Source organism: Shewanella sp. SP1S2-4 (genome assembly GCF_031932075.1).
GTDB lineage: Bacteria > Pseudomonadota > Gammaproteobacteria > Enterobacterales > Shewanellaceae > Shewanella > Shewanella baltica.
The window spans coordinates 1-24816 of sequence record NZ_JAUOET010000039.1 but is presented as its reverse complement, the minus strand read 5'-3'; the positions used below and the strand labels follow the sequence as shown (position 1 = coordinate 24816).

16 protein-coding genes are annotated in these 24816 nt (G+C 43.5%); 10 read left to right on the top strand and 6 right to left on the bottom strand.

Features of this window, described 5'->3' with window-relative positions; translation table 11 throughout:
• Position 1: 1 nt before the first annotated feature.
• From Q4Q52_RS21080 to Q4Q52_RS21070, 3 genes are read right to left on the bottom strand one after another with little or no spacing between them, the layout of a single operon-like run.
• Positions 2-5077, bottom strand: a complete 5076-nt coding sequence (locus tag Q4Q52_RS21080; protein ID WP_311991599.1) for a TIR domain-containing protein — start codon at positions 5075-5077, stop codon at positions 2-4.
• A gap of 20 nt (positions 5078-5097) precedes the next feature.
• Entirely contained in the window at positions 5098-6336 is a 1239-nt protein-coding gene (locus Q4Q52_RS21075) for a tetratricopeptide repeat-containing protein (RefSeq protein WP_311991598.1), read from the bottom strand.
• 14 nt (positions 6337-6350) lie between these two features.
• Positions 6351-7865, bottom strand: a complete 1515-nt coding sequence (locus Q4Q52_RS21070; protein ID WP_311991597.1) for a hypothetical protein — start codon at positions 7863-7865, stop codon at positions 6351-6353.
• A 572-nt stretch (positions 7866-8437) separates the two neighbouring features.
• Here Q4Q52_RS21070 and Q4Q52_RS21065 point away from each other — a divergent pair.
• Genes Q4Q52_RS21065 through Q4Q52_RS21055 form a run of 3 tightly spaced genes read left to right on the top strand, consistent with a single transcriptional unit; the run spans position 8438 to position 11299 of the window.
• Positions 8438-9583 carry a nucleotidyltransferase family protein gene (locus Q4Q52_RS21065; RefSeq protein ID WP_311991596.1) on the top strand — a complete coding sequence of 382 codons (1146 nt, stop codon included), beginning with the start codon at positions 8438-8440 and terminating at the stop codon, positions 9581-9583.
• Between the two features lie 9 nt (positions 9584-9592).
• Complete coding sequence (locus Q4Q52_RS21060; protein ID WP_311991595.1) at positions 9593-10096, top strand: lasso peptide biosynthesis B2 protein; 504 nt, start codon at positions 9593-9595, stop codon at positions 10094-10096.
• A complete protein-coding gene (locus Q4Q52_RS21055; RefSeq protein WP_311991594.1) occupies positions 10097-11299 on the top strand; it encodes a sugar-transfer associated ATP-grasp domain-containing protein in 1203 nt (400 codons plus the stop codon).
• A gap of 15 nt (positions 11300-11314) precedes the next feature.
• Here the strand turns inward: Q4Q52_RS21055 and Q4Q52_RS21050 are convergent, their stop codons facing one another.
• The gene (locus Q4Q52_RS21050; RefSeq protein WP_311991593.1) at positions 11315-12232 is read right to left on the bottom strand and encodes a hypothetical protein; all 918 of its coding nucleotides are present in this window, start codon (positions 12230-12232) and stop codon (positions 11315-11317) included.
• Between the two features lie 127 nt (positions 12233-12359).
• Here Q4Q52_RS21050 and Q4Q52_RS21045 point away from each other — a divergent pair, with 127 nt between their 5' ends.
• From Q4Q52_RS21045 to Q4Q52_RS21020, 6 genes are all read left to right on the top strand, one after another.
• Positions 12360-14042, top strand: a complete 1683-nt coding sequence (locus tag Q4Q52_RS21045; protein WP_311991592.1) for an ABC transporter ATP-binding protein — start codon at positions 12360-12362, stop codon at positions 14040-14042.
• A 253-nt stretch (positions 14043-14295) separates the two neighbouring features.
• The gene (locus Q4Q52_RS21040; RefSeq protein WP_311991591.1) at positions 14296-14451 is read left to right on the top strand and encodes a hypothetical protein; all 156 of its coding nucleotides are present in this window, start codon (positions 14296-14298) and stop codon (positions 14449-14451) included.
• A gap of 26 nt (positions 14452-14477) precedes the next feature.
• The gene (locus Q4Q52_RS21035; RefSeq protein ID WP_311991590.1) at positions 14478-14750 is read left to right on the top strand and encodes a PqqD family peptide modification chaperone; all 273 of its coding nucleotides are present in this window, start codon (positions 14478-14480) and stop codon (positions 14748-14750) included.
• Positions 14751-14984: 234 nt separating this feature from the next.
• The gene (locus Q4Q52_RS21030) at positions 14985-15743 is read left to right on the top strand and encodes a hypothetical protein (protein WP_311991589.1); all 759 of its coding nucleotides are present in this window, start codon (positions 14985-14987) and stop codon (positions 15741-15743) included.
• A gap of 2 nt (positions 15744-15745) precedes the next feature.
• Entirely contained in the window at positions 15746-16636 is an 891-nt protein-coding gene (locus tag Q4Q52_RS21025; RefSeq protein ID WP_311991588.1) for a sulfotransferase domain-containing protein, read from the top strand.
• Positions 16637-16657: 21 nt separating this feature from the next.
• Entirely contained in the window at positions 16658-18538 is a 1881-nt protein-coding gene (locus tag Q4Q52_RS21020) for an asparagine synthase-related protein (RefSeq protein ID WP_311991587.1), read from the top strand.
• 148 nt (positions 18539-18686) lie between these two features.
• Here the strand turns inward: Q4Q52_RS21020 and Q4Q52_RS21015 are convergent, their stop codons facing one another.
• Both Q4Q52_RS21015 and Q4Q52_RS21010 read right to left on the bottom strand, forming a co-directional pair.
• Positions 18687-19979: a tail fiber domain-containing protein gene (locus Q4Q52_RS21015; protein ID WP_311991586.1), complete on the bottom strand. Its 1293-nt coding sequence runs from the start codon at positions 19977-19979 to the stop codon at positions 18687-18689.
• 1 nt (position 19980) lies between these two features.
• Complete coding sequence (locus Q4Q52_RS21010; RefSeq protein WP_311991585.1) at positions 19981-20358, bottom strand: hypothetical protein; 378 nt, start codon at positions 20356-20358, stop codon at positions 19981-19983.
• Positions 20359-20909: 551 nt separating this feature from the next.
• On the opposite strand from Q4Q52_RS21010, the gene Q4Q52_RS21005 reads away from it, so the two are divergent.
• Positions 20910-24816, top strand: a 3907-nt coding sequence (locus Q4Q52_RS21005; RefSeq protein WP_311991584.1) for an Ig-like domain-containing protein, incomplete at its 3' end; no start/stop codon positions are given.

Genomic DNA, 24816 nt, shown 5'->3' with positions numbered 1-24816 from the left:
TTTACCTTTGTACGGTCTTGGTTGCTAGGTCAATCAGTGCTTGGCCTGATGGCAATAATGGATAGCCTTGAATGTAACCACTGTCCATTACTAGATATAAGGTCTGTGTTTGCAGATCTATTTCTGCTGTAACAATCTTTTCACCCATGTTATCGGAAGCGGTTATTTTACCAATAACACCAAGGGCATCAGTATTCCATATCAATACTGTGCGTCCCTTAATACTGAGTGTGAATGGTCCTGCAATCGTTAAGCTGGCGTTGTCCACCTCCTTGTCCATGTCGCCATCATCATCTTTTAGCGTACTAATCAGGGCGCCGCTGTTTTGCCAGGTTTGTAAAATACCTTGCTCAGAGAGGGTAACCAAGCCATCAATTGTTGTTTTGAAATCGGCAATTTTGCCGCTTGTGGTGATAGTGGCATTGTGGCTTATGGATGTTCGCGTTAGGGTATCAATACTAAAATCACCAGTTTTTAAAAAAATGAACTGCTGATTAGCATCATGTTGTTGCTTGCCCTCAGATGTCCCAAATACGCTATTTGAGTTCACCAAAACAGAGGTGTATACAGTTTCATGATTGACTGCAGACATCACCACAGTTTGGTTAAAATTGTCATGCATTAACCAGTCGTTATTAACATCAAGGCCATCAACTGAATTAGGTAGTAACTTACCAACCGGTTTGGCAGGTTCAGTCAGATCCCATAGATATTGATGTCCTTTGGCGGAAACTGACAGTAAATGATTCGGCGCAGTAAAAGCCAGAAAGGTTTCGCTGTTGCTTGCTAGCGTTGCCAATGGTTCGCTGCTGTTGAGGTCAAACAGTTTAGATTGAAAGTCGAAGTATTGACTCACTCTAGCAACGACCTTAGTGCCATCTGGTGAACGAGCAAGAGTTTGAAAATCGCCCTCTATTTTTGCAATGCGCTTGCCGCTGATTAAGTCAACCGCAACAATTCCATTGTCAGCAAACCATAACTGTCCCAATGCTTCATCGATAAACAGTTTCGTTGGGTCATAAAAACTTCCGTCTGTGGGTATATCGGCTAAACGCTCTCCTGTTAGGGTATTCCAGCGCTTAATACCATCCCATCCAGCTTGAATAAGTTGATGTTGTAACTGGGAAATTTTAGTTACCCCAAGATTAAGTGCATTTTCTACTCGAAAGCGCTGTTGTAGCCCATTTTTGTTAAATCGATAAACTTGACCACTTATAAACACCATGAGAATGTCTTGCTGTTCATCCGTAAGCAGTAAGAAGGACTCTTCCTGATGGGGTTGTTCTATTTCAAGCTTATATTCGCTAACAACGGCGCCCGTTATGAGATCTCTAATGTGAGCGGTCCAATTTTGGTCAACGCTGGTGATGAGAGTGCCTTGATCATTGATGCTGAGGCTACGTAAGTGTTCTTGTGCAAAGAGTGCTTTCTCTGGTTCGGTAGACCTAATGTTTTTTACCCAGATCTGGTTGTCTTTATCCATTATTGCCAATGTTTGGCCATCTAAACTGGCAGTAATGTACTTGATTTTAATGGTTTTGAATGGTTCCGTAAGTTTGCCGTTGGCGATATTTAACACCTGAATATTGCCATCATTGTTTTTACAAATAATGGATTTAGAGTTACGCCGTAAAGGTAGTAATGGCTCTGTGGCATCGCACACTATACTTGCCGGTATTGCGGTGTTACCCAGCAATGAATAGGTTATATGTTTACTAAATTGCAAAACATGGTTATCTGTTACCTGTATAAAGCCATCGTTGAATTGTTTGTAAACACAGGCATTTTTGTCGGTAAGCTCTTTGGCATTGAAAATGGATCCGTTTTTTTGCCAATCCCAGTGGCACAGCAAGCCGTTGTTATGCCATACAATGAGTTGTTTTTGGGTATCAAAGCCATATGCTAAGCCACTAAAATTAAAATGGTTAGCCAGTTCTTTCGCATTGTCTAATGCGTAAATACTCGCTCTACTTGAGTTGCCTAGCGCAAAATATTGTTGCTGGCGGTCTACCACGACTTGTAAGCCTGAATAGTAATTATCCAGAGTCCATTGTGGTGATGTGTTACCTAATTTCCATAGGGATAACTGTTGGTTGTCTGCGATTAAAAAGAAGTCTAGATTTGGGCTGGAATAAACAATCTTGCTGTCTTTTGTATAAAAGGGCAATGCGATTGGTGCTTGTTGGCCAGTACTGAGATTTAGTAATACGGTTTCGTTTTCATTGAGCACAATTACATTAGTTTTGCCGCTGATAATCTTAGTGTGCTTGCCCATTTCCCAGTCATGTAAAAGCTGTTTTTTGCCTGTGTTGATGTTAGCACTAAAGCTTTTCCAACGTGTTTGCTCGTCGTTGTACTCCAGCATAAACAAGCTTTGGTCAGGCAAGATGGCATTATGAATTAATTGCCAGTTTTCTTCCGCTTCAATTGCTCCACCCTGTTGGTTAGGCTTTAAAACAAACACGCGGGCTGCCGTAGTAATGAGTGCAGTCTCCCCCGATGACGATAGTGACAATCCAACGTCTTTGTCTGAAATAGTCAACTTAGCTAGGGTGTTACCCGTTTTCAAATCCACATAATAAATGTTACCCGATAGTTCTGCCCATAAAGCAAAGTTCCCGTTATCGGAAAATATCCGTTGTTCGGGTAATGAGGTCATCATCGATAACGGTGCGACATCTTGGCTATCAATCATCACTAGTTCTTGACTTAAGCGTTGCATTTTTTGTTGCTGACGTTTAAGGATATTGCCGCCGTCGGTTGCGATTAAAGCGATAATGGGATCGGTCTCATTTTCCTGTTGCCATTGCATATTGGTTATATCAAAGGTGCGCCACTGGCCATAATTGCTCTGCACCGCGACAGCATTTTGGCTGAGTGAAGAGATCAGTTGGTGACTTAGTGGAACAGGTGCAGGAAAAGGTGAATAAGCAATGGGGTCTGTTAAATGCTCGGGCTTTAGCACATAGAGACTTTCAGCATCAATAAAAACCAATTGTTGCTTTGGGCCAAATTGCATATTGGTAATAGGGCGGGGGTGGGGTATCAAAAGCAATGATTTTTGCTGCTTGTTGAGCAGGTATAGATTCCCTTCTCGTGTTAATAATGCACTATAACGGCTATCGGAACTGGGGCGATATTGGTATGGAGTCCCTTTGAACTGCAGTGGCTGATAGGCCAGTTGGTCTGTTAAATCGAATGCTTTGAGCTGACCGTTATCCAGTGCGATAAGTAAACGGTTATCTTGGGGGATTAATACGCTATCGGGTATATGTGCCTTGCGGCCATAACTAAATGGTTCTGTCTGCTTGTCTTGGTATATGGGTATTTTTTTGCTCGTTACCGTATTGATGAGACTGACACTGTCTTCAGTTTGCACTAACACGCTTTGTAAATTTTGTAGTGATTGGATATCACCATGTTGCCCCAGAAATATAATGTCGAGCCGATCTGTCGCCTGGGTGGTCAGTTGGGTCTCGCTATCAAAAGTGTAAATGGTGTCATCATCGTCATTAAAAAAGACCAATTTGGTATCGTCTAGGCTGAGTACCTTTGATACTTTAGGTTCAAATTGTTTTTGGTAAGAGCTATTAACAATGCTGGCTGCATTGGTATTTTCATCGACAAGAAAAATACTGCCATTCTTAAATGCATAAGCAGAATTAATTGCTTGGTAGCTATTCAGTCGAACTGGTATTGATTCGGGTAGTGCAATTTGTCTGGCGTTGACTTCGGAATTGAGTCCGCTGATATAAAGCTGATGCTTATCAGGGTGTTTAACTTGAATTAAGATGTTGTCTGAGTTTTGTATCGGGATGACCTTTTCCACATCAGACCAATTAAATGTGAGCATTTTGGGCGTAACATTAATATTGTCGGCTAAATTCCAGATTTGGTTATCAGCAAACAAGTAATTTCCATCCGCACTGAACTGAATTTCTTTACTTACATAGGCATAAAATTCAAAGCGGCGTTGGCCGGATTCGATATCCCAACCTGCAACTTTATTATTGGCATCCAGAGTGATGAGTAACGGCTGCGTGGGGTGCATTTGCATGCGATTAAAGGTCGTGTCGTGGTTGATCAACTCTTTTTTAAAGGTAAGTGTTGATGCTTGCCATTGTTTAATTTTACCGTCTTGTCCTGTGGTAAATAGTTGGTCATGTTTTGCATCGTACGCCAGTATTTGCGTGCCGCCATCATGGGCCAGTACGGCTTGTTGTTCTTTATGTTGGTAAAGTGCCTTAGATAGTACGGCTTCCGCTTTGGCGTAGTAGGGACGATCAAGGTTTGTGAGGTTAGCAGGTAAAGCTTGCAGGGCTTTTTGAATGGCAATTTGGGTATCACCAGCCTTTATAGCGGCTTGGGCTTCTGTTGTCAGCTTTGCACTTTGCTCCAATAGCCGGTTTTGTTCAATATTTTGTGCGTATTGCCAATACCCTAAAGCGGATCCGAACAACAACGTCGCGGCAACCGCGTAGCCAATTAACTGGTTACGTCGCCGTATTTTTTCCCGTTGTTTTAAATCGTTAAAATTTACGCCCAACAGCCCAGCGGCTAATTTTAACAAAGCATTTGATTTACCGTCTTTACCTGCTCTAGCGTCTGCAGCCAAGGGCTCGGTTGGAGTCTCTGTTAATTCGCCATCTTCACCTATTTCATAACGCAATGCATTGGGGAAGCATTCTTGATCTTCTTTTCCCGTAATGACAGATGCATTGGGTTCGCCATCTACCACAATAGCCAAAATTCGATTTGACCGTCCCAAACGTTTAAAGGCTAGGATCTCCTGTTCCACCCACAATGACTTGGCCGAATTTGGTGAGCAAATCACGATTAGATAGGCTGAGCTTTCTATCGCATTAGAAATCACTGCACCTAAATCTGTGGCCGTCGGGAGCTCTTCCCTGTCTCGAAAAATGGGGAAAAGTTTATCCGGCACTTTGCCATCGCGGTTAGGTTTACCCCTTAAGGCTTTAGGAATGGAATATTTTTCTAGCGACTTGTGCAGCCAGTCTCCCCAGAGCTTGTCCCTGTGGCTATAACTGATAAAGGCTTTGTATTTATATTGCGTCATCAGTGTGTTCTCTATGGCAATTAAGTTAGCAATGTTTGCACTAACTTTAGAATTGCAGGATTTGGGCTGACATGCTCAAAATGAACGGTAAGTTGCTTAGCGGCAACACGGATTTTCCCTAGTGGATGTAGCCCAGGGGCAAACAGCGCCTGGTAATGCACCAGCGCCTCGGTTTGCTGGCCAGTGATATAAAGTGCTTCGCCAATGGTGGCTAATTCCCAAAAGTTGAAGCTAAATTGCTGCATGCGTTGTTTCTGCTCAATCATCAGTTTTTTATGCTGAAATTGTTGCACTATGCCCAGCGCGATCTCGCGTGCTTTATCTGAGTTGCCAAGCCATAAGTTTATTGCCGCGGCGTTAATGCCTAAATAGGTATTGCGCTGTTTTGACTGCTGCCAGCCCTTGTCATACAAGCGGCAGGCACGTTGTAGTGCGTTGGTGTTGGTTTGGTCATGCTGCCAAGTTTTTTTAAGTACGCCTGCAAAAATACCTATGGTTTCATCGTCGGTTGATAGCGTTTTGTAAAGGCCGCTTAATTGTTCTGTAGCTTCATCTAGCATGCCTTTTCGGCTACAATATAAGCCGTTAAGTTGGCGTAGACGTAAATCTTCTGGGTAATGTTGCAGGGTGTGTTGTAGGGCATTACCGGCAAGGTCTAGTTGGTCTTTATTAATTAAGCTTTCAATTAAAATAGAACTGAAAATGGGCGATTTTTGTACCAAAGGGTGTACTAACAGAGCTTGCTCGTTAACCTCTGTACTGGCCATTTGCAGGCTAATGTTATCAACTAACTGATGTAATGCATTGCCCTGCTGTTTGTGTGTGCGGTATTGGTTTAGGCACAGACCAAGTGGAAATTTAGAAAAATACCAACCAAGCCAAGTGTCGAGTAGCGCCAGGGCAATATCTTGATCTTGCGGTTCAACATTCCCCAGTAAATGCCGTACCTGGTTCGCTTGCCGACGCAGTGCATGTGCCCAGTGTAATGTGGCAAAGTCAAAAATATGAAAATCGTTTAAGTATTCTAGGTTCGCAAATACGTTGGATTTTGATTGCTCACCAAACAGGCTGACACCTTCAGCTGACAGTGCTTCCAAAATACGGCCAGCATAAAAAATAACGGCTTCAGTAGCGCCTGCATCGTATACCGCTTGTAGATGGGTTAAATCCTTGTGCAGGGCTAAATGCGCGGTTTCGTATTGCACTATATCGGGTTGATAAAGCTTGATCAGCGGCGTTGCTGCCAGTTTGTGCTCCATGTGGTTATTCCAACTTATTTTTTGGGTTTTAACGTGGTAACAAAGCCAAAGATAATGGCACCCAGTGCCCCCCAAAATAATCCGCGCATTATTGGTGGCACTGGCGGGGAGGAAAAAAACAATGTATGCAGGTTCAGCCCTGTTAAATCGGTTAGTAGGACCAGGGCTGCAAATAATGAACCTAATAGCTTAACCTTGTTAAGTGAGCGTTGGTTCTTTTCTTCTAGATGCATACTGATAAAGGCTTCTATTTCCTCTACGTCGGTACTGAGTTCTTTTAATAGGGAATCAATGTTAAATGTGTTGCGCAGGTGCTGAAAAAAATCGTTATGTAATGTAAGCCCACTCACGTAAGCAAAACGACTGTTAAGCCGATAATTGTAAAGACGGGTGCGGTAGTGTCTTAGCTGCTCTAACTCCTGTTCGTTGGGGTTTCTTAGGTCAATATCAATATTACTACCTTGTGTCATTGCACGTAAAAACACCATTTCACTGTAAACCAAGGTGACAATGGGTTCATAGGCCATACGACACGCCGTTTGTGCAAATTGGGTAATAGCTTCGGGGCTGTTTGGACTTAGCCGAATGAGTGTACAGCAACCTTCAAGCGCAAAATGGTGCACTATGTTGTCAAAAAAACGGTACTCGCTGTTGGTAAATTGGCCGCTAGAGGGAATATAAGCATCTGTGTATTTGCGTGCTAATCGAAATGCTTGTTGCCGGAAGTTTTCATCGTCTGTGCTGTCGTCTACCTCTGCCACAGTATAAGTGTAGGTGCTCTCCCAGTGTAAAGATTTAAGTGACTGAGTATCATTGGTATTTTTTAATGGTAGCAATAGGTGGTTAACTATCCCTGCTAACCCTAATACCGGTGTCGTTTCTTTGTCGGTGTTTGCAGCCCAACATAGTGGTAGGGTCTGTTTGTTTTGTTTATTTCGCGCTAAATGGTAATTCAGTTCTTGTATTTCTAGTGGCGATTGAATGGCATAGTGTGGCTTTTTACCGGGGCTTTGATACGCCACTTCAACAATACATACGCCAATGCCAGTATTAAATATGACGCACCATATTTCACTGAGTTGCAACGGCCAGGTGTGAACTTTATCAACCGGTGCGATGATTTGCTGCTCGCTCAAACGCTGCACTGAAGAGTTAGGTAACCTGACATTAATGCCAGCACCTTGCTGGCCAGGTTTGCCGCCATTTAGCCAGTTTACCCCTTCGGTGCTTAGGGCTAAACATAGGGGGAATGCCTTGTTGTCTTGCTGTGTTGCTGTGCTACGGCCATTAAAAATTTTATGCAGATGATCATCAAAACGTGGGTCAGTTTTGTATTGTGCTGGTTGCCAAATGGGGATGCTGGTATCACATTGGTTGAATTTTTCAGTGTGGATTACTGGCAATTCAAGGGCATTGGCTACATCGGTTAGTGATAACGATTGAATGGTTTTTAGCACCGCGGCTTGGGCGTTTATATCGGCATCTTGTGCAAAACTAAACGGGAAATAAAATCTGACCCAATGTTTCATAATGTTCCTGTAGGTAATTCTTGCGTTTAAGCTATATCAACGCACCGCATATCATTTACCGAGCATATTTTTATTTTGGCTGGAAAGCGGCAGAAAAATGTTGCACCACCTTGTTAATCGGGTTAACTAGGTTAACAAGGCTAAAGTGTAGAGGCTCAGCGTGGTAATTTCTATGTTTAATCACTTAGATTAATGAGAGAAATTGTTATGGTGCTAAGAATAATAAAGATAACCCGGTATTAAATTTAAAGAAAAATGCCGACGGCAGTGAAAGTGTTACTGCTTGGGTCGTTGCCCCCGGCAAGCCTGTAACCACCTTCCATGGTAGTCAGATGCAGGAGATAGAATTCTTTAATTAGAAAGAGTGCGGGAGCCGTTATCGATGCGGGAATCCAATTCCCCTTCGTCATTCCCGCGAATGCGGGAATCCAGTTTTTGAGGTGTTATTAAAATCCCTAATACAATGGACTGTCATTCTTCAAAGATGAACTATCCAATCCTATGTTTACGCAGCATTTTAGGATGTGATTACTGGCATCAATTGTGTATCCTATGTTAACAGGATGCCCTGAATGAAGATTATGATGAAATTGTCAGATGAACAGTTATTGCAAACCTTTTTATTGCTGTGCTATCCCCAAACACCCGCTGAAACGCTGGCAGCCAAGCTGGCTGATGGTATTAATGAAGAGCGACTAAAGTGGTTGATTAACCGCCATCGAGTGTGGAATTTGGTTGCAGCGGCAATCTCAAAACTCGACTCTCAATTTTTTTCCACAGATTTTAGACTATGGTTGCAAGGCGCTAGTGCTCGTCGGCAGCAGCAGACTCTTTTACAATTCAAAGTGCAAACCGAGCTCGCTAAAGCGTTGGATGAAATTGGCGTTAAGTACCAATTTTTTAAAGGAATTGATTTAAGTTTGCGTCTCTATGGCGATTTAAATGGCCGTTATTCGAGGGATATTGATTTATTGGTTTCTGCTTCAGATGCGATAGCGGCTGAGCGCATCTTAATTGACTATGGTTATACGCCATTAAATGGTGCATTTACAGATACTGCGCCTGGTCAAGTGATTCGTGGATCCTTCTTTAAGGACAAAAGTTATCAAGCGTCAGGTTTGCCTGTGATTGAGCTGCATACCCGCGTTAATAATGAAGATACTGCCTTTTCTAAGGCCGTGACTGAGGCTTTGTTGGCGGGTGGACAGCAGCTCAATGTGCTTGAGTATCTTTATCTCTGTGTTCATGCGATGAAGTCCAATTGCCATCGAGTTAAGTGGTTGATTGATTTAGGCTGTTATTACGAGAAGCTTAATCAACAGATGCCACATTGGCGTGAGCAAAAATGGCGAGAGGCAAAGAAGTTTGGTGTCGTTCGCCAAGTTATTGCCTGCGAATATTTAATGGCACAATGCCTCGGTATTACTGTTGAACCGAAACGCTTTATCGGATTACAAAGTTATAGCAATTGGGTGATGGGCATTTGGTTGGATGAATACAGTTCACTAATTTCGTTAAAGAAGCTGATATTACCTCTGTTAATGAATGGCCAATTCGAGCATAGGCTGAAAGCAATTAATCTATTGTTGTTCTGCCCAAACGATGCCGATGTCGCATTTATCAATCGCTACGCCTGGGGTGATGGCCGCCTGCTTAGCCTGTTACTTCCCTTCAGAAAACTCTCTCGATATACCAAGAGAAAATTATTAGGGGCCTAGTTGCAACAGATGAAAACAGTGATTCAAAAGATCAAGGCTTTTGGGGCAAGAGAACGCTTTTATCAAATCGGATTTTTACCCACTTGGTTGCTACTTGGGCTCGCTAGATTAGCAGTGTTGCTGTTTCCGTTCGCTCGAATTGCCCCGCATTTGGGCGTGCCTATAGCTTGTGATAATAAAGCTGACTCGCTGCATCATCAGAGGGATAGGCTCACGAGTGCAGAAATGATCCGGGCGCGCCAGATTTCACGTTTAGTAGTGAATACGGCTCGTTATTGTCCATGGAAGGCTAACTGCTTTGCGCAGGCTATCGTTGCCCGGCTGTTTCTCAGATGGCATGGTTTGCCGTATCGTTTGTACTTTGGTTTACGCCGAGACGATTCCAGCCTTAAAGCGCACGCTTGGGTTTGTTGTAGTGCCATTTTCGTTAGCGGTGGCAATGGGTTTAAACACCACACAGTGGTCGGTTGCTACGGCTCTGAGTGTCATGCCCGTATAGAGGCCAAGGGTTAAGTGCTGAATAAATTACTCATCCGCATCGAGCCCATCTTGCTGAGAAGACGTCCGCTTTTTCGCTATAGCTGGCGTTATTTATTACCTTGTGAGGGTTATATTGCGGTGCATCGTCAGGTGATGCTGCAAAGTCTTAAGCATCGGCCCTGGTTAATCTGTGTATTTGCTTGGTCATTGTTGACCTGGTTTTTATGTTGGCATTGGGTGGTGATGTACCGCGCAATGCGTCGATTCAGGCAACAAGCGGTTGATGCTGGTGTGCCCATTTGGCCGCAGGTGACGGGATTGCTGGCGGCGGGTTTAGGTCAGGGCATTTCGGGATTCGACTATTACCACTTTGCGCTCTATCGGGTGGCACCAACGCATTGGTGGCGGTATGTGTTTGATTTTCAATTGCCCCATTTTCATCATGCCTTTCAAACGCATCCCATTAGCCAAGCTTCTCGGTCGTACTTAAGCTGTAAAGGTATTTTTGCCGAGCGGTTAGCTGCGGCGGGCGGTCATCCCGTTGCCACCATTGCGAGTGTTAACCTGCAAGTGGATTGGCCAATCGATGATTGGCTAGTTATGGCTCCTAAGATATTTATTAAGCCAGAGGGTGCCTCGCGCAGTCAGGGCTGCGTAACAATATCAAAACCTGAGCAGTGGCGATTTGAATATGCTGAAGCTATCTATGAAGGTGCACAAGGGCTCGAATCGCTGAAATCCAGCTTACCCACGGGTGAGTATCTGGTTCAGCCCTTACTTGAACATCACCCTAGAATGGCGAAATGGCAACTGAGTGATAAAACCATCACCTTAAGAATCGTGAGTGCTATGGACGAGGGGGAATTTACCCTTGTCGCTGCTAACCTGGAACTTAATGACGATACCCATAGGCGTTTTAAGGTGTTTGCCGTTGATCTGGTTAACGGAACCGCCGTGTTGGATGCAGAGCATTGTGCGGTGTTGGGTTGGGAGTGTCATGAAGCTAAGGTGAGTCTGCCCCATTGGACTGACGTTTTAGCCGAGATTGAGTTGGCTCATCGATTGTGTGCGGATGTGCATACTGTGGGTTGGGATGCCGTGATCACGCCTAACGGCGTTGTGTTATTAGAGGGAAACCTCAACTGGGGGCTCAATGTGCTCCAAAGCGTGCGTGAAGCCCCTCTGTTGCCCTTGTTGTGTCAGTCTAGTCCCGTATTTTTGAAATCGATGTCCTAGGTCGTTAAGTGAACATCATAACGAAAGCAACTGGTTGGCGATGGCCTTTCCATAATCTGTTAAGGATGAAAAATGCCCGAGTTCAGGCAACTGCATTGTGTAGCTTTGGCATTGATGTTGAAGCCGTTGGTTTAACGAAAAGAATGATGGTTCATGGTCAAATACGCCTATGAGTCGAGGGCGATAGACACTTTGACGCAAGCGTTGAAAGGCTTCAAGTTTTCCGATAGCTGCAATGTGAGCGTGTGCGTTATGGGTTCTTGCAGGGGCTAAAAATAGACATTTGATGATTGGCATGGGTGTGTGGGCAAATTGATCCTCTGGTATATCCCAGCCAAATTTTTCGATACCAGGTGCGGTACTCGATAGTGTTGAAGTGTCAATGCCGAGTGTATGAAGTTGTGGTTGTGATAGTTTTAAGCGCCGATGAGCCGGTTGGATCTGTAAAACGCCATCCTTGTCTGCTTGCAAGGCCACAATGTCGTCGGTAAACACCGACAGGTTTGCGAGCAGCATGGCGGTTGCCAAGGTACTCTTACCCGAGCCGCTATCGGCTAATACGATAATGGCGCCTTTATCGGTTGCAATGGCCATACCGTGAAGGGGAATTTGTCCGCGCAGATGTAATAGAGTCCCGAGCCCTGAGCCTTGTATGGCGGTAATGGTATGTGCCTGACTCAGTGACGGATGAAAATCGAAGAGGATATTACCTTGTTTCTCTATCAGCAGTTTACCGAACAGAGGTTGATTCAATAGCACTCTATGACCATCAAACTGTAGCTTTTGATTGGGAGAAAATGCTGCCGACAGTATATCTGGGGCGGCACCACGCAGGATGGAGACTTCTGCCTGAAGAGGGCTTTGTCGTGCGGGCAAGGGGAGTGATGTTGCGACATTCATGCCGTATATGCAATAAACAAGCTCTTGGGGCACTTTGCTCTCCAATGGATAGAATCGAGTGTTAATAACGCAGGATATGATAACTGAATATGGATCTAATAGAAAAAACAACATGTTTGCTTCAGTATGCTGAGCTGGGCCGAAAGGGTGGTGAATGTTAATGCCAGCGACTTTATCGTCAGTTAAAGGTTATTTAGCCAGCCTATGGCAAACAGTTCCTAAATTGTTGCTGTTGGCTTTTGGTTTATTGCTATTGGGTAGTTTTACCGAAGGTATAGGTATTTTGATGTTGGTCCCCGTGGTCAACTTGATGTCCGATCCGAGCCAGACCCTTCCCCCTTGGCTTGCAAGCTTGCCGGGTGTTGATCGGGAACTCATTTCCCTCAAGGTGATTTTGCCATTCTTTTTAATCTTGTTGTTAACGCGCTCAGCGTTGGTCTATTGGCGTGAGATGGCCATGACGCAGATACGGCTCCACACCACAGATGAACTGAGAAAAACATTATTTGAATCTATGTTGTATTCCACTTGGTCGCAAAGAATCAATTCTCAGCAACATCAAGAGCTTGAGCAGCTGACCAATGGTGTGAATCGTGTCGGTATGGCCACCTTTTATATTTTAAAAATGCTGACGACAGTGATTTTACTTGTCGTTTATGCCGCCGTATCTATCTTGGTTGCACCTTTGGCGCTACTTATTGCCTGTGCGGTCGGGGCAATGGTATTGCTTATGTTTCGTCGTATTTTTAAGCAAGCGGTGGCATTTGGTATGGGACTGACTAACAGCAATAAACAGTTATACCAGCGTGTGATGTTTTTTTTAAACGGGATGAAAACCGTTAAAGCCTGTGCGTATGAGCAACAGCAGCTCGCTGCCTTTGTGGCAAGCCAGCAAGAGTTACGGGAAAATCAGCAAGTCTATCAGCATAAAACCGCGTTACAACAGTTAGCTTTTCAAGGAGTGAGTGCATCCCTTTTATGTCTGCTGGTGTACCTGGGGTTTGAGGTTTGGCAACTTGGGGTCGCTGAGCTTATCGTGTTAATCGTCATGTTTAGTCGTATGATGCCAATGCTGTCAGACCTACAAGGCAACGCACAACGTTTATTGCATATGTTACCTGCCTTTGATGATATTGAGCATGCCATCGCCAATAATCGACAAGGTTACGAAGCCGATCAAGCGAGTCAGATTACTTTTCCACAAGCTAGCTTGGCACTCGATAACGTCAGTTTTGCCTACCAGGGGCGTGAACCTTTGTTGAAAAACAGGACAATTGAATTCCCTCTTAACAAGATAACCTTACTTAAAGGTCCATCTGGTCAAGGTAAAACAACGGTCATCGATATATTGGCAACCTTGTTAACGCCAAGTGAAGGGGCCGTGATGCTGGATGGTGTGCCTCTTAGTGTTAGCGCGCATCATTCATGGCGCCGGCAAATAAGTTATCTGTCGCAAGAGCCATTTCTGTTCGATGGCAGTATTCGAGACAATATTTTGTGGGGTGAAGATTATTCTGACGATGAAATCTGGCAAACATTGCAGCTGTGTTGTGCTGATTTTGTGGCTAATTTACCATTAAAGCTCGACACTGCCGTTGGTGAGCGAGGCGTGCAATTATCGGGTGGTCAGCGTCAGCGCTTGGTATTAGCCAGGGCGTTAATCCGCAAGCGACCCTTGTTGATCCTCGATGAAGCGACTAATGCGCTCGATAGTGAAACAGAAAAACAGATTTTTTTAACATTGCAACAACAACGGCACGTAATGACGATAGTGCTTGTGAGCCATAGCGAGCAAGCAGAGGCTTTTGCGGATAAGTCTATCTCGCTATCAGTAGCATTTTAGCTGTGCTTGTTTGCATCAAAAGATGAATTGCTCGTCAGTTGGTCAAGGTTTAGCTCTTGAATTTTACAGATAATTAACCATTAATTAACGTTTTAACTTGCAAACCTCGCTATACTTTGTGAAGATTAGCCCACTCGGATTTGTGATATTTTGGAATTACAATGCATTTGACGATAGCGCTTTGCTGTTGATTGAGAGCGTCGAAAGCTGGCATTTGCATTGTTAACGCATAGTTAAATAGGGAGTCATCCAGATGCAACAAGATAATATAAACAAAAATAGTCTTACGGTAGAGAAATCTGTAAAAGCGGCTTGGTCAAAACCTGAAATTGAAGTCATTGATTTAGTTGCCACTGAAGGACTCAAGGGCACAGCTCCCAATGAAATGTCCTTTTCTGCAGCGTCTTAACTAGGGGTAATGGGTGAGGTTTAGTCATGGTACTTTATAGCCAAGAAAGCTCACTAAATTCGGCGCCTATGGGTGAAGAGTTAGTGATGATGGATATGTCGCAAGGTCAATATTTTGGGCTTAATTCGATTGCGAGTCAGATCTGGTCATTATTAACAGAGCCAAAGTCTATTGATGATCTTGTTGTTGAACTTATGTCTTTATTTAATGTGACAGAAGAGGAATGTCGAGCCGATACTGCTCTTTTTTTGCATCAACTAGTCGATAAACAACTGGTCAAAATGACAACAGCTGCTTAAATCGCAGCTGTTTTTTTATATAAGGTTGATCTAATTCCTGTGTTCTATTCTCTGTATAATGTGACCATAGATAGTGACTTCCCTCTTACAAATTTACCTTGTTTCCAAATAAGTCACCCTGCAAATATTGTCATAAAACATCTTGATAAACTGGATGTCGATGTCGCTCTCTTGAGCCAAGTTGGCGCTTACTGTTGGCTGAATTCGTCAAGTTTTCTGTTATCCATTCCTCGATTGGCTGATTTTTATGTGCGCGACGGTCAGTCGATTGAGGTTGCCGTTGCCGACGATGCAGATATGGCGCTAGTGATCACTTACATTCAAGGCTATATGCTTGCTGTGGTGATGCAACAACGTGGCCAGCTCGTCTTGCATGGTACTGTTTTGCAAAAAAATGGTAACGCTATCGCTATTTGCGGTCATTCCGGCAGTGGCAAATCCACACTAGCGGCAACCCTGTTGACTCAAGGTTGGCAATTGGTATCCGATGACGTATGCGTTTTTAATACCGATGGAAAAGTGCTTCAAGGCTGTCGTGCGCTTAACGTCTGGCCCGATGTTGCTAAGGTGCTACAGTTATCTGAAGCTGAGCCATTGGCTGCAACAATGGCAAAGTTACAGTATGTGCCGCAAGTGTCATCAATGGATAATGAGGGGGCTAATGCAAGGTTAGGCGCATTCCCATTAGTGGCTGTCTATTGCTTAAGCGAAGAGCATGATGATGATCAAAGTGACACGCCGGATGAAGGTGTTTTCGCCGGTGTACTGAGTGAGTTTAAGGGAGTGCGTAAATTTTCACCGCTTAAAGCCAATCGCTACAGGACAAAATTTACGACTGCGATGGGGCAAGATGCCTTGTTTATGCAGCAGTGCAGTGCGTTTTTAGCCAATACTCCAGTGTATGGGCTGAGTCGCGGTAAAGCAAAACTGTCATTAGCCAATCTTCACGCTATGAGCCAGCTTATTAGCGATTCATTTGAGGCCTTGGTTTAGTGATGCCTACAGGTATTTTCTGGCTCGCTTCTTACCCCAAATCGGGTAATACCTGGCTGAGAAGTTTTATTTTTGCCATGCAAAATCAATCCAAGGCTGATCTTACAACCATTGATATTAATCAATTGCACACTGGTGCGATTGCCAGCAGCCGAGACTGGTTAGCGAATGGTTTGGGTGTGGAGTTAGGATCACATTCAGTTGAACAAATTGAGTCATATCGTAGCGATGCTTATCGCTTTATCCATAGCCAATTGGCTAAACCTGCTTATCATAAAATTCATGATGCCAATCATATGTGTGCTTCGGGTCAGCGCTTGTGTCCGCTTGATGCCTGTGCTGGCGCGCTTTATGTGGTTCGTAACCCCTTTGACGTGGCTATATCATTTGCGAATCATATGGGCGTTTCGCTTGATAGGAGCATAGAGATGATGGGCACCCCTGATTTTGCTTTGCTGGCAAATGATAAAAAATATCGGCTACAGGTGCGGCAACGAATGGGAACTTGGAGTGACCATGTTACCTCTTGGGTCGACAGTGACTTGCCAATCTTGTTAGTGCGTTATGAGGATATGCTGAGCAATTCACTTGTTAGCTTTACGAAGGTTAGCCAATTTTTGCATTTACCTGATGATGCGCACTCGGTCAAAAACGCCATTGCCATGTGCCATTTTAATAATCTTAAAAAGCAAGAAGATAAGCATGGTTTTAAAGAGCGGCCTGTGAAATCAAAAGCGTTTTTTAGGAAGGGGATAGTAGGGGATTGGCAAGATACCTTATCTCAGTCTCAAATCGATAGGCTGATCATCGACCATGCAGCCGTGATGCAAAGGCTGGGTTATCTTGATGACAAGATGCAAATCATGCCACTGTGTTATCCCAAGAAAATGTAGCCGCCACTTAAAGGAAAATGCGTGAGTACGATTCATTGTGCTATCGATTGGCAGACATCGCTGCCCGAAAATGCCATACAAGATATGCTAGCGTGCAGTGATTATTGGCAACCCGATGCCGTTCATGGTCAGCAGATTAGTCATGCGCCGGATGTGCGATTAGCAAAAGCATGCCTGTATAATCGGCCAAATTCTGAGCTCGATTCTATTTTAGTGAGTGAGTGTGGACAATTTTCTATTGTCACCAATGCCCATCTCGATAACCGCGATGAGCTGGCTCTTCAACTTCATATCAAAGATATTGATAGACTGTGTGATGGTGAGTTGATCATCAAGGCCTATCAGCGCTGGCAAGAAAACAGTGCCTCTCATTTACTCGGCGATTTTGTTTTTATACTCTGGGATAACCTAAAACAGCAACTGTATTGTGCGCGCGATCATTTCGGTGTTAAGTCGCTGTTTTATGCTATTCAATCGGGGCGAGTCATAGTATCAAATGAACATAAGTCATTATTAGTTCCTAGTTTAGCTGTCTCACGTCTGTTAAGTCATAGATGGTTAGCAGATGTATTTATGCCGACCACTGGCAATGAGTTTCTTTCTCCTTTTAATGCCATTCACACACTACCAGCGGCGCATCAACTGGTGATAAATCAGCAGGAGCATAGCTGTGAAGCCTATTGGTCATTAAAGCCGCAAGTGCTACCGAAACTAAGTGATGATGAATATATTGCTAAGCTGGCTGAGTTATTTGAACAAGCCGTTGCGCGGCGCTTAGTGTCGCAATACCCGATAGCCGCCGAATTGAGTGAAGGTTTAGATTCAAATGGGGTAGTGGGCTATGCCAGCCGATTGTTAGGTGATAAGCCTTTATATACCATGTCATTTAATTGTGAATCGCTGAATGAGCACAATGCTGCTATTTGGGAGCCTGTTTATCAAGAATTGTTCGATGCAATCGAACAATGGCCAAATGTACGGCCACTTTGGCATGATGTAGAAGCTGATATTTTAAGGGCTGGCGCTCATGCCGAGACATTTGGTGGGCCTTCAGTTGTAACCTCTTGGTTTGACCCGCGTTGTTTTTTAGCGCAGTCAAAGGGCTGTAAAACAGTGCTGTCCGGCTGGGGTGGAGATCATTGCGTCAGTGGCTATGGGGACGAATATATTCAGGAGTTGTTTTTGGGGCGTCAGTATATTCGCTTGTATCGGCAGTTGATGTTGCGTCAGCAACGTGGACGTGGTGGCAAGCCGATAAAAGCCCTGCTGCGATTGTTCATCCAACATCAATTTCCTCAAGTGCATCATAAGCGATTACAGCAAGTTAAGGGATTAGCTAAGCAGTCGGCCGATTTGTTTCATCATTCGATATTGAGTGCCAAGATCACTAGCCGGTTAGCGGAAACAATCAAACCTTATTATGCCATTATGGATAGAACCTCAGTTCAAGCCCGCGATCATCGTGAGTTGATTGAGAACGGTGTTCAGCGTCGCATGACTCTCACTGAAATCGCCGCTCGGCATCATGATTGTGAGTTCCGCTATCCGCTACTGGACAGAGAATTAGTGGAGTACGCTTATAGCTTACCGAGCCATCTTAAGTGTAAATATGGCGTCGAACGCTACATGTTTAGAGAAGTGTTGAAAGGGTATACCACAGAGCGAATTCGTATGCGTCGCAAGGCAGATGTGTTAACTACTCTGGATATTGATAAATTTCAAAGGCACGCCACTGAATCATTAAAAAGAGTGACGGCTAAGATGGTATCAGAGCTTGATGAAATTTTTGATAAAGAAGCTTTAGTAGGCGTGGTTCACAAGTACCCTCATATTGCTGAACGATATTTGCTACTGATTGAATCACTTCAGAAACAGTTTGAAGGAGGTTCAATTCATCTTTAGTTATTATCTGAATTCTGGACTATCGTTCATGGCTAAGTTAGTTGTCAGCATAAATAATAATTTTCTGCAAATAAAAATGGACTCAAATCAGAATGAATATAGATTTGAATCTATTTTTAAATGAACAATTTGCTGATTTTTGTCTATATTATTTAGTTTTTCTTTCTAAATCTGCAATACGTGTAGATAGCACTTCTATTTGTTTATCCTTTTTTAAGTTCAAATCATACAGCGCTTGAATTGCCGCGAGTGAAACTCCCGCCGAGTCAATGGCTGAAATGTGTTTATCATCACCGCCGAGGCCAAATAACTGATAAAAATCTTGTGCCATAGGGCCGATATGTTGCTCATTAGCGTTTTGAGATTTGTAATTCCATTTGGATATGGCGAGCTTTGATATCGCATTAAGTACATCTAGGCTATTAATTTTTTCAAAGTTTTCCTTCTTGTTCATGTCGGATGTTAACAAAACATTGTTAGTAGTAACCGTGCCTTTTACATTCATGTTTCCCGCATCATCTACTACCATTACTTGGAAGTTTTTATCATTAAGCAATGAAAAAGTTCCATTGTTTTTTGCCCCCATGAGCCAATAACCAACGGCTGATGGACTAGCCAGAGCATTCGTAAACTTAATATAACTCGTACCTGAATTTTTGAGTTCCAATAGTACTGCATTTAGACCTGCATTGGTGTTTTCTACTAATACTGAACTGCTTGTAATAGTTGCACTGGTCGAGTCGACGACATGCAGTTTTGTAGACGGAGAGCTAGTGCCGAAGCCAACGTTGCCATCGGCAACCACTAATTTACCATTGGGTGCTGCCGTTCCTATGCCAATATTACCGCTGTAATTGATATAAAGTGCATTTGTTGGCGCGCCAGGGGCTATTTTAAAGGGAAGTTTTGAACCATTTGTTACGTCACGAATGAAAAAGTTGGATTCATTACCTGCAACATCCCACGTTTGAGCGGTAAAACCTGAACTGTTATTTTGCTCTAGGCGCACAGCTGGGGTGTTACCATTGACTAAGTGCAAGCCTAGCACAGGGCTGCTAGTCCCGAGTCCCACATTGCCATTGTTACTGATATACAATGCATTTGTTGGTGCACCAGCGATGACGGTAAAAGGCACTTTCCCTGAGGTAATATCATCAATAGTGAATTTGTTTGCTCCTCCACTTACCGAGTCGTTGGCGGTCAATTGCCAATCGTTACTAGGGAAACTGCCTGTACTACTGGTGTCGTCGAATTTTATTCGAACATTATTTTCTTTAAGTTTAATTGTGTCAAAGCCAAAATTTTCACCATTGACGCAGTCAAATCCTACGCATGCACTGCTAGTGATAATGACATCATCAGCATGCACTACATCTGCATTAGCCGAGCAAGTAACTGCGAGCGGAATCACAGCGAGTAGAATTTTTGTTTTAATTTTCATGTTATTGCCCTTGATGGTATTCAGTTGAGCTTTCAAACTTCCTTGTTGGAATCTCATTTACGGGAGCTACGCTAATTTCTGCATCATTCTCAATTGCTTCTGCAGTAACAAACTCATTGTCACGAATATTAAAGTAACCTGATTTCACTTCAATGTTTCCAGTGTTACGTGCTGATCCTTGACGTCCAGTTTTTGAGTCTGTGATGAGCTCTATCTTGCCCTGCTGTATGTATTGAATTTGGTAGCTATAGTAACCAGATTCAGCCCCTCCTAAATCTTCAATTCTTAACTGTGTACTTCCTGTTGGTAAGTTAAATTGCGCATTATAGCTGTTAGGTCCTGAGAGGGTGACTATTGCCTCATCAAATTTCTGCTCCATGGCTATATCGAGTGTAGTACTACTTACGACAATAGTGCTTGCGTAGATCGGCGATATTGATCCAACTCCTATCCAGAATGCGAATAAGTGCCCAGCTACTAGTTTGCGTATCGATCCCATACATCACCTTTCTCTATGTTACTCAGTTTTATTTAGCACTTAAACTCAGTTTACTTTAACGTTTTTGGTACAATTAGCAAACATTCTGGGGTGGTTCAACACTGGCTAGACCATTCTGGAACATTATTTTTTGAATTTTTTTGCCGCTTTTTGAGTGGCTTTGTTATTGTATCATTTTGTTTTTTATTTATTATTTTAATTTTTTACGTTTTTTTTACATATCTTTAGAATTAAATCATGTTAATTGTAAGTTAAAATTAATAACAGGTGTCACTTGATTTAAATGTTATCATTATGTGTCTGGTCTGGTCTGGTCTGGTCTGGTTTGGTTTGGTTTGGTGCGTTGCTTTTGTGCACGCTACATTTTTTTGAATTTATCACGGAAGGTTTCTATGAATGCTACATTTAGCCGACTAACCAAAAGTAAGGTTTTGAATAATATAAGTTATATTTTATTTTTTATATTCGGTTGTAACACTGCAATGGCGGATGTGGTCAGTGAAAACATGACTGTCACTGGGCAGTTTAATAGCAGCACTGTTGGTGTCGGCAATATAAGTACCTTAACGCTAACGTTAACTAATTCCACTGGTGCACCCGCAAGAGAGATAGGTTTTTCTGCGACAATAGACGATCCTGCTAACCTTAGCTTTGCGGACCCCATTGCTCTAGTTACGACTTGTGGCGAGGGCAATTACTCTTTTACCTCCTCTGTATTTACTACTTCAGGTTATTTTCTGCCTCAAGATGGCACTTGCCAGTTTTCCCTTAATTTTACAGGACAAGCCTCGGGCAGCTTGACCGTTTACAATGTCACTGTTTCTGGGCTCACCTCTGATTTGGGCCCCGGAACCGATCCTAGTTCACCTTTTCAACTTTCTATTAATCCTAGTTTTATTACTGCATCTTTAACCGCAGCCAATGCAGAACTCGCTGTTGGTAGTATTAATCGTATGACGTTGGAATTAACAAATTTACCTTTTCTGGGGGCAACATTTTATCGATTTCCCACTGGTACAATTTATTTTCCTACAGGCGTGACGTTAGGGACTCCGGTTAATTATTCCTCGACCTGTGGAGGGACAAATCAAAATGCTGCAGGTAGCGTAAGTTTTGCTATGCCGACCGATTTTGCTACTGGCACGAGTTGTACGATGGAATTTGATGTTGTTGCCACGGGAGTGGGGACTCAGAATATTTTAAGTGGAACCTTTACGAATCCGTCGAATGGTCAATCTATAGGAAAAGTGGGCACAAGTTATAATTCGGTACTCAATTTTGTTAATGCGAGTTTCTCACCGCTTAATTTAATCCCTGGAGGCACAGGTACCATTAATGTCTCTTTACTCAATACTGATCGTGCTAATGATGCTACGAATATTACTTTCACAGATAATTTAGATGCTACGCTGAGTGGACTTGTGGCCACGAGTACGTTAACGAATACTTGTGGTGCGGGATCGACAGTAACTGGAACCAGTTCGTTACTTTTTGCTAATGGTTCGATTGCCGCAGGGGAAAGTTGCGATTTAAGTATTGCTGTTGCTGTACCTAGTGGGGCGGCTCCGGGGACTTACACTAATACCATTTCGTCTATCAGTTATGTTCTTGATAGTGGAACGATAATGCCGGCCGATGTGATTAATAATTTTAATGTTAATAGTGCTCCTACACTCACGATTGATACTAAACAGAGTGGATCTTCTGTGTCAGAAGTCGCTGCAGGGACTGTGATCAGTGTCGAGTACACTCTAACTAACGTTGATACTACAAACGCGGCATCAAGCATTTCTTTTATTCACACTTTGCCTGATCTGGGCCGTTTAACGCCTAATGCTGTTGCGAGTAATTACTGTGGTACAGGTTCTACGGCTTATTACAATGCCGCTGGAACAAATTCCGCGCAAATTAATTTCAGTGGCTTGAGTTTAGCGTCAAGTGATAGCTGTACTTTTACGGTTGATTTTAACGTGCCAGCGGATTTTAGTGCAGGAACGTATCTGTTTTCTGTCGGGGAGATCCGCGCTAACATTAACTCATCTTCCGTGACTTCCTCATCTCCATCGGCGAGTCGTACTTTTAGCGTAGTGGCTGCACCCAAATTAAGCTTTCTTTTTGAGCAGACAACTATTGCGCCAGGCTCAAGTACTAACCTTAAGTTTAAAATTGAAAATAGTTTTGGCTCGCTTTATGGTGCTTCTGCGATTGCGGTTAGCCTCGATTTAGGGGCTGTTATTACCGGCATGACGGCACAGAGTTTACCTTCTAATCCTTGTGGTAGCGGTTCTGCTGTTACTGGCTCGGATGTATTAATAGTATCTGCTGGTGCACTTGCGGTGGGTGACTCATGTGAGTTTGCTGTGCCCGTATCTATACCCAGTAATGCCACCGCCGCGAGTTATACTTTTAATAGTTCGACATTGAGTGCTGAGCTTAACGGGAATTTACTCACGTCCCCGTTGGCTTCTGCTGCATTACAAATCACTAATTTTACCGCGAATAAAGCCTTTAGCCCTACATCGACACGAGTGGGCAGTATCCCGAGTACCATTACTTCGACATATGTGTTTAATAATGCGGATACAACGGCTCAGATAACGTCTCTTCAGTTCAGTGAGAATTTTGCTAATATTTATTCGGGAGTGACTGTGGCTTCTGTTACACAAGCTGATGCTTGTGGTGCGGGTTCTTCTGCAACCATTAGTGGTACAAGTCTTACTTTGACTAATGGATTTATTGATACTGCAAGTAGTTGCACTTTCGATGTTATTTTAAATCTCCCCGCGAATCTTCCTACACAAGCATATTCAAGTACTACATCTTCGATCAGTGCCTCTGTGGGGGGGACTAATACGACGTTTTCAGCCATAACAGCCGCTTTCGTTGTGAATGAAATATCAGTGTTAACGAGTGTTGACGTGAGCAGTCCAACCTCAGAAACGACGATTTTGATGACAATTGATTTTTCAGACGATGTACAAAACTTTGTTGAAGGCGATATTACGGTTACTAATGCAACCTTAAGTAATTTTCAGATGATTTCGCTGAAAAGTTATACCGTTGACGTGACGCCTGTGACCGATGGCAATGTCACCCTCAATATTGCCGCGGGCGTGGCGCAAGATGTTCTAGATATTAATGTGACGAATACGGCCGCGTATCCTCTCAGCTTTGAGTATCAAACTACACCGTTAACACCCACGCCAAGTTTGAGTATTGGTTCTCCCTCGGCGTTGCTAACAAGCTCAACGCCAATTACTTACACTGTGAGTTATCTTGATGCCGAAACGGTTAACCTTACTACCGCTGCGATCTCGTTAAATACGACTGGAGATGCTAATGCCGATGTTTCTGTCGAGAATGGTGATGCGACACCGGCAACTGTGAGGTTAGCTAATTTTACTGGGAACGGTTCATTAGGGATAAGTATTGCAGCCAATACTGCCCGCAATAGCATTAACTTAGCGCCTGCAGCTGGCCCTTCTGGTGTATTTAGTGTGGATACTCATCAACCTACTGCAACATTAAGCGCATCAACAAATCAAACCGCCGCGTTTACAGTTAATGTTGTATTTGAAGAAAATGTCACTGATTTTACTGTGGATGATATTAGTGTGGCGGGTGGCACATTGTCTAATTTCCAATCAACGGATGCTAAAAACTATTCTGTATTAGTGAGCGCAAGTGGCGAAACATCAGTGACATTAACTCTTGCTGACAGTATTGCTCACGATAGTGCTGGCAATGGTAATAGTGCTTCGAATACATTGAATATTACCTATGATGATGTGCATCCTGGTGTTGGGATTTCGGGACCTATAAGTCCGGTGATCACCAGTTTTACCGCAACAATTGATTTCACAGAAGTTGTAACAGGTTTTGATGTTACTGATATCCAAGCGACAAACGCTAATTTATCGGGTTTTACAAATGTTGATGGTAAGCAATATACGGTGAGTGTGGCTCCTATCGCACAAACAACCGTTGAGTTAGCGATAGATGTGGATGTTGCTGTGGATAGCTTAGGTAACGGTAATACTGCTGCAACCAGTTATTCTGTCCTCTTCGATTTTAACGATGCTCCGGTGATTTTAGGCACGCCTGCCACCTCAGTGAATGAAGACAGTGCTTACAGTTTCACGCCCACGGCGAGCGATGATGACAGCGGTGACAGCTTAAGCTTTGTGATCACCAATCAACCGAGCTGGGCGAGCTTTAACAGTGTCACCGGCCAATTGAGTGGCACGCCAACCAATGCCGATGTCGGCACCAATGCTGGCATAGTGATCGGTGTCTTTGATGGCACGGTAACCACCAATCTCAGCAGCTTCAGTATCA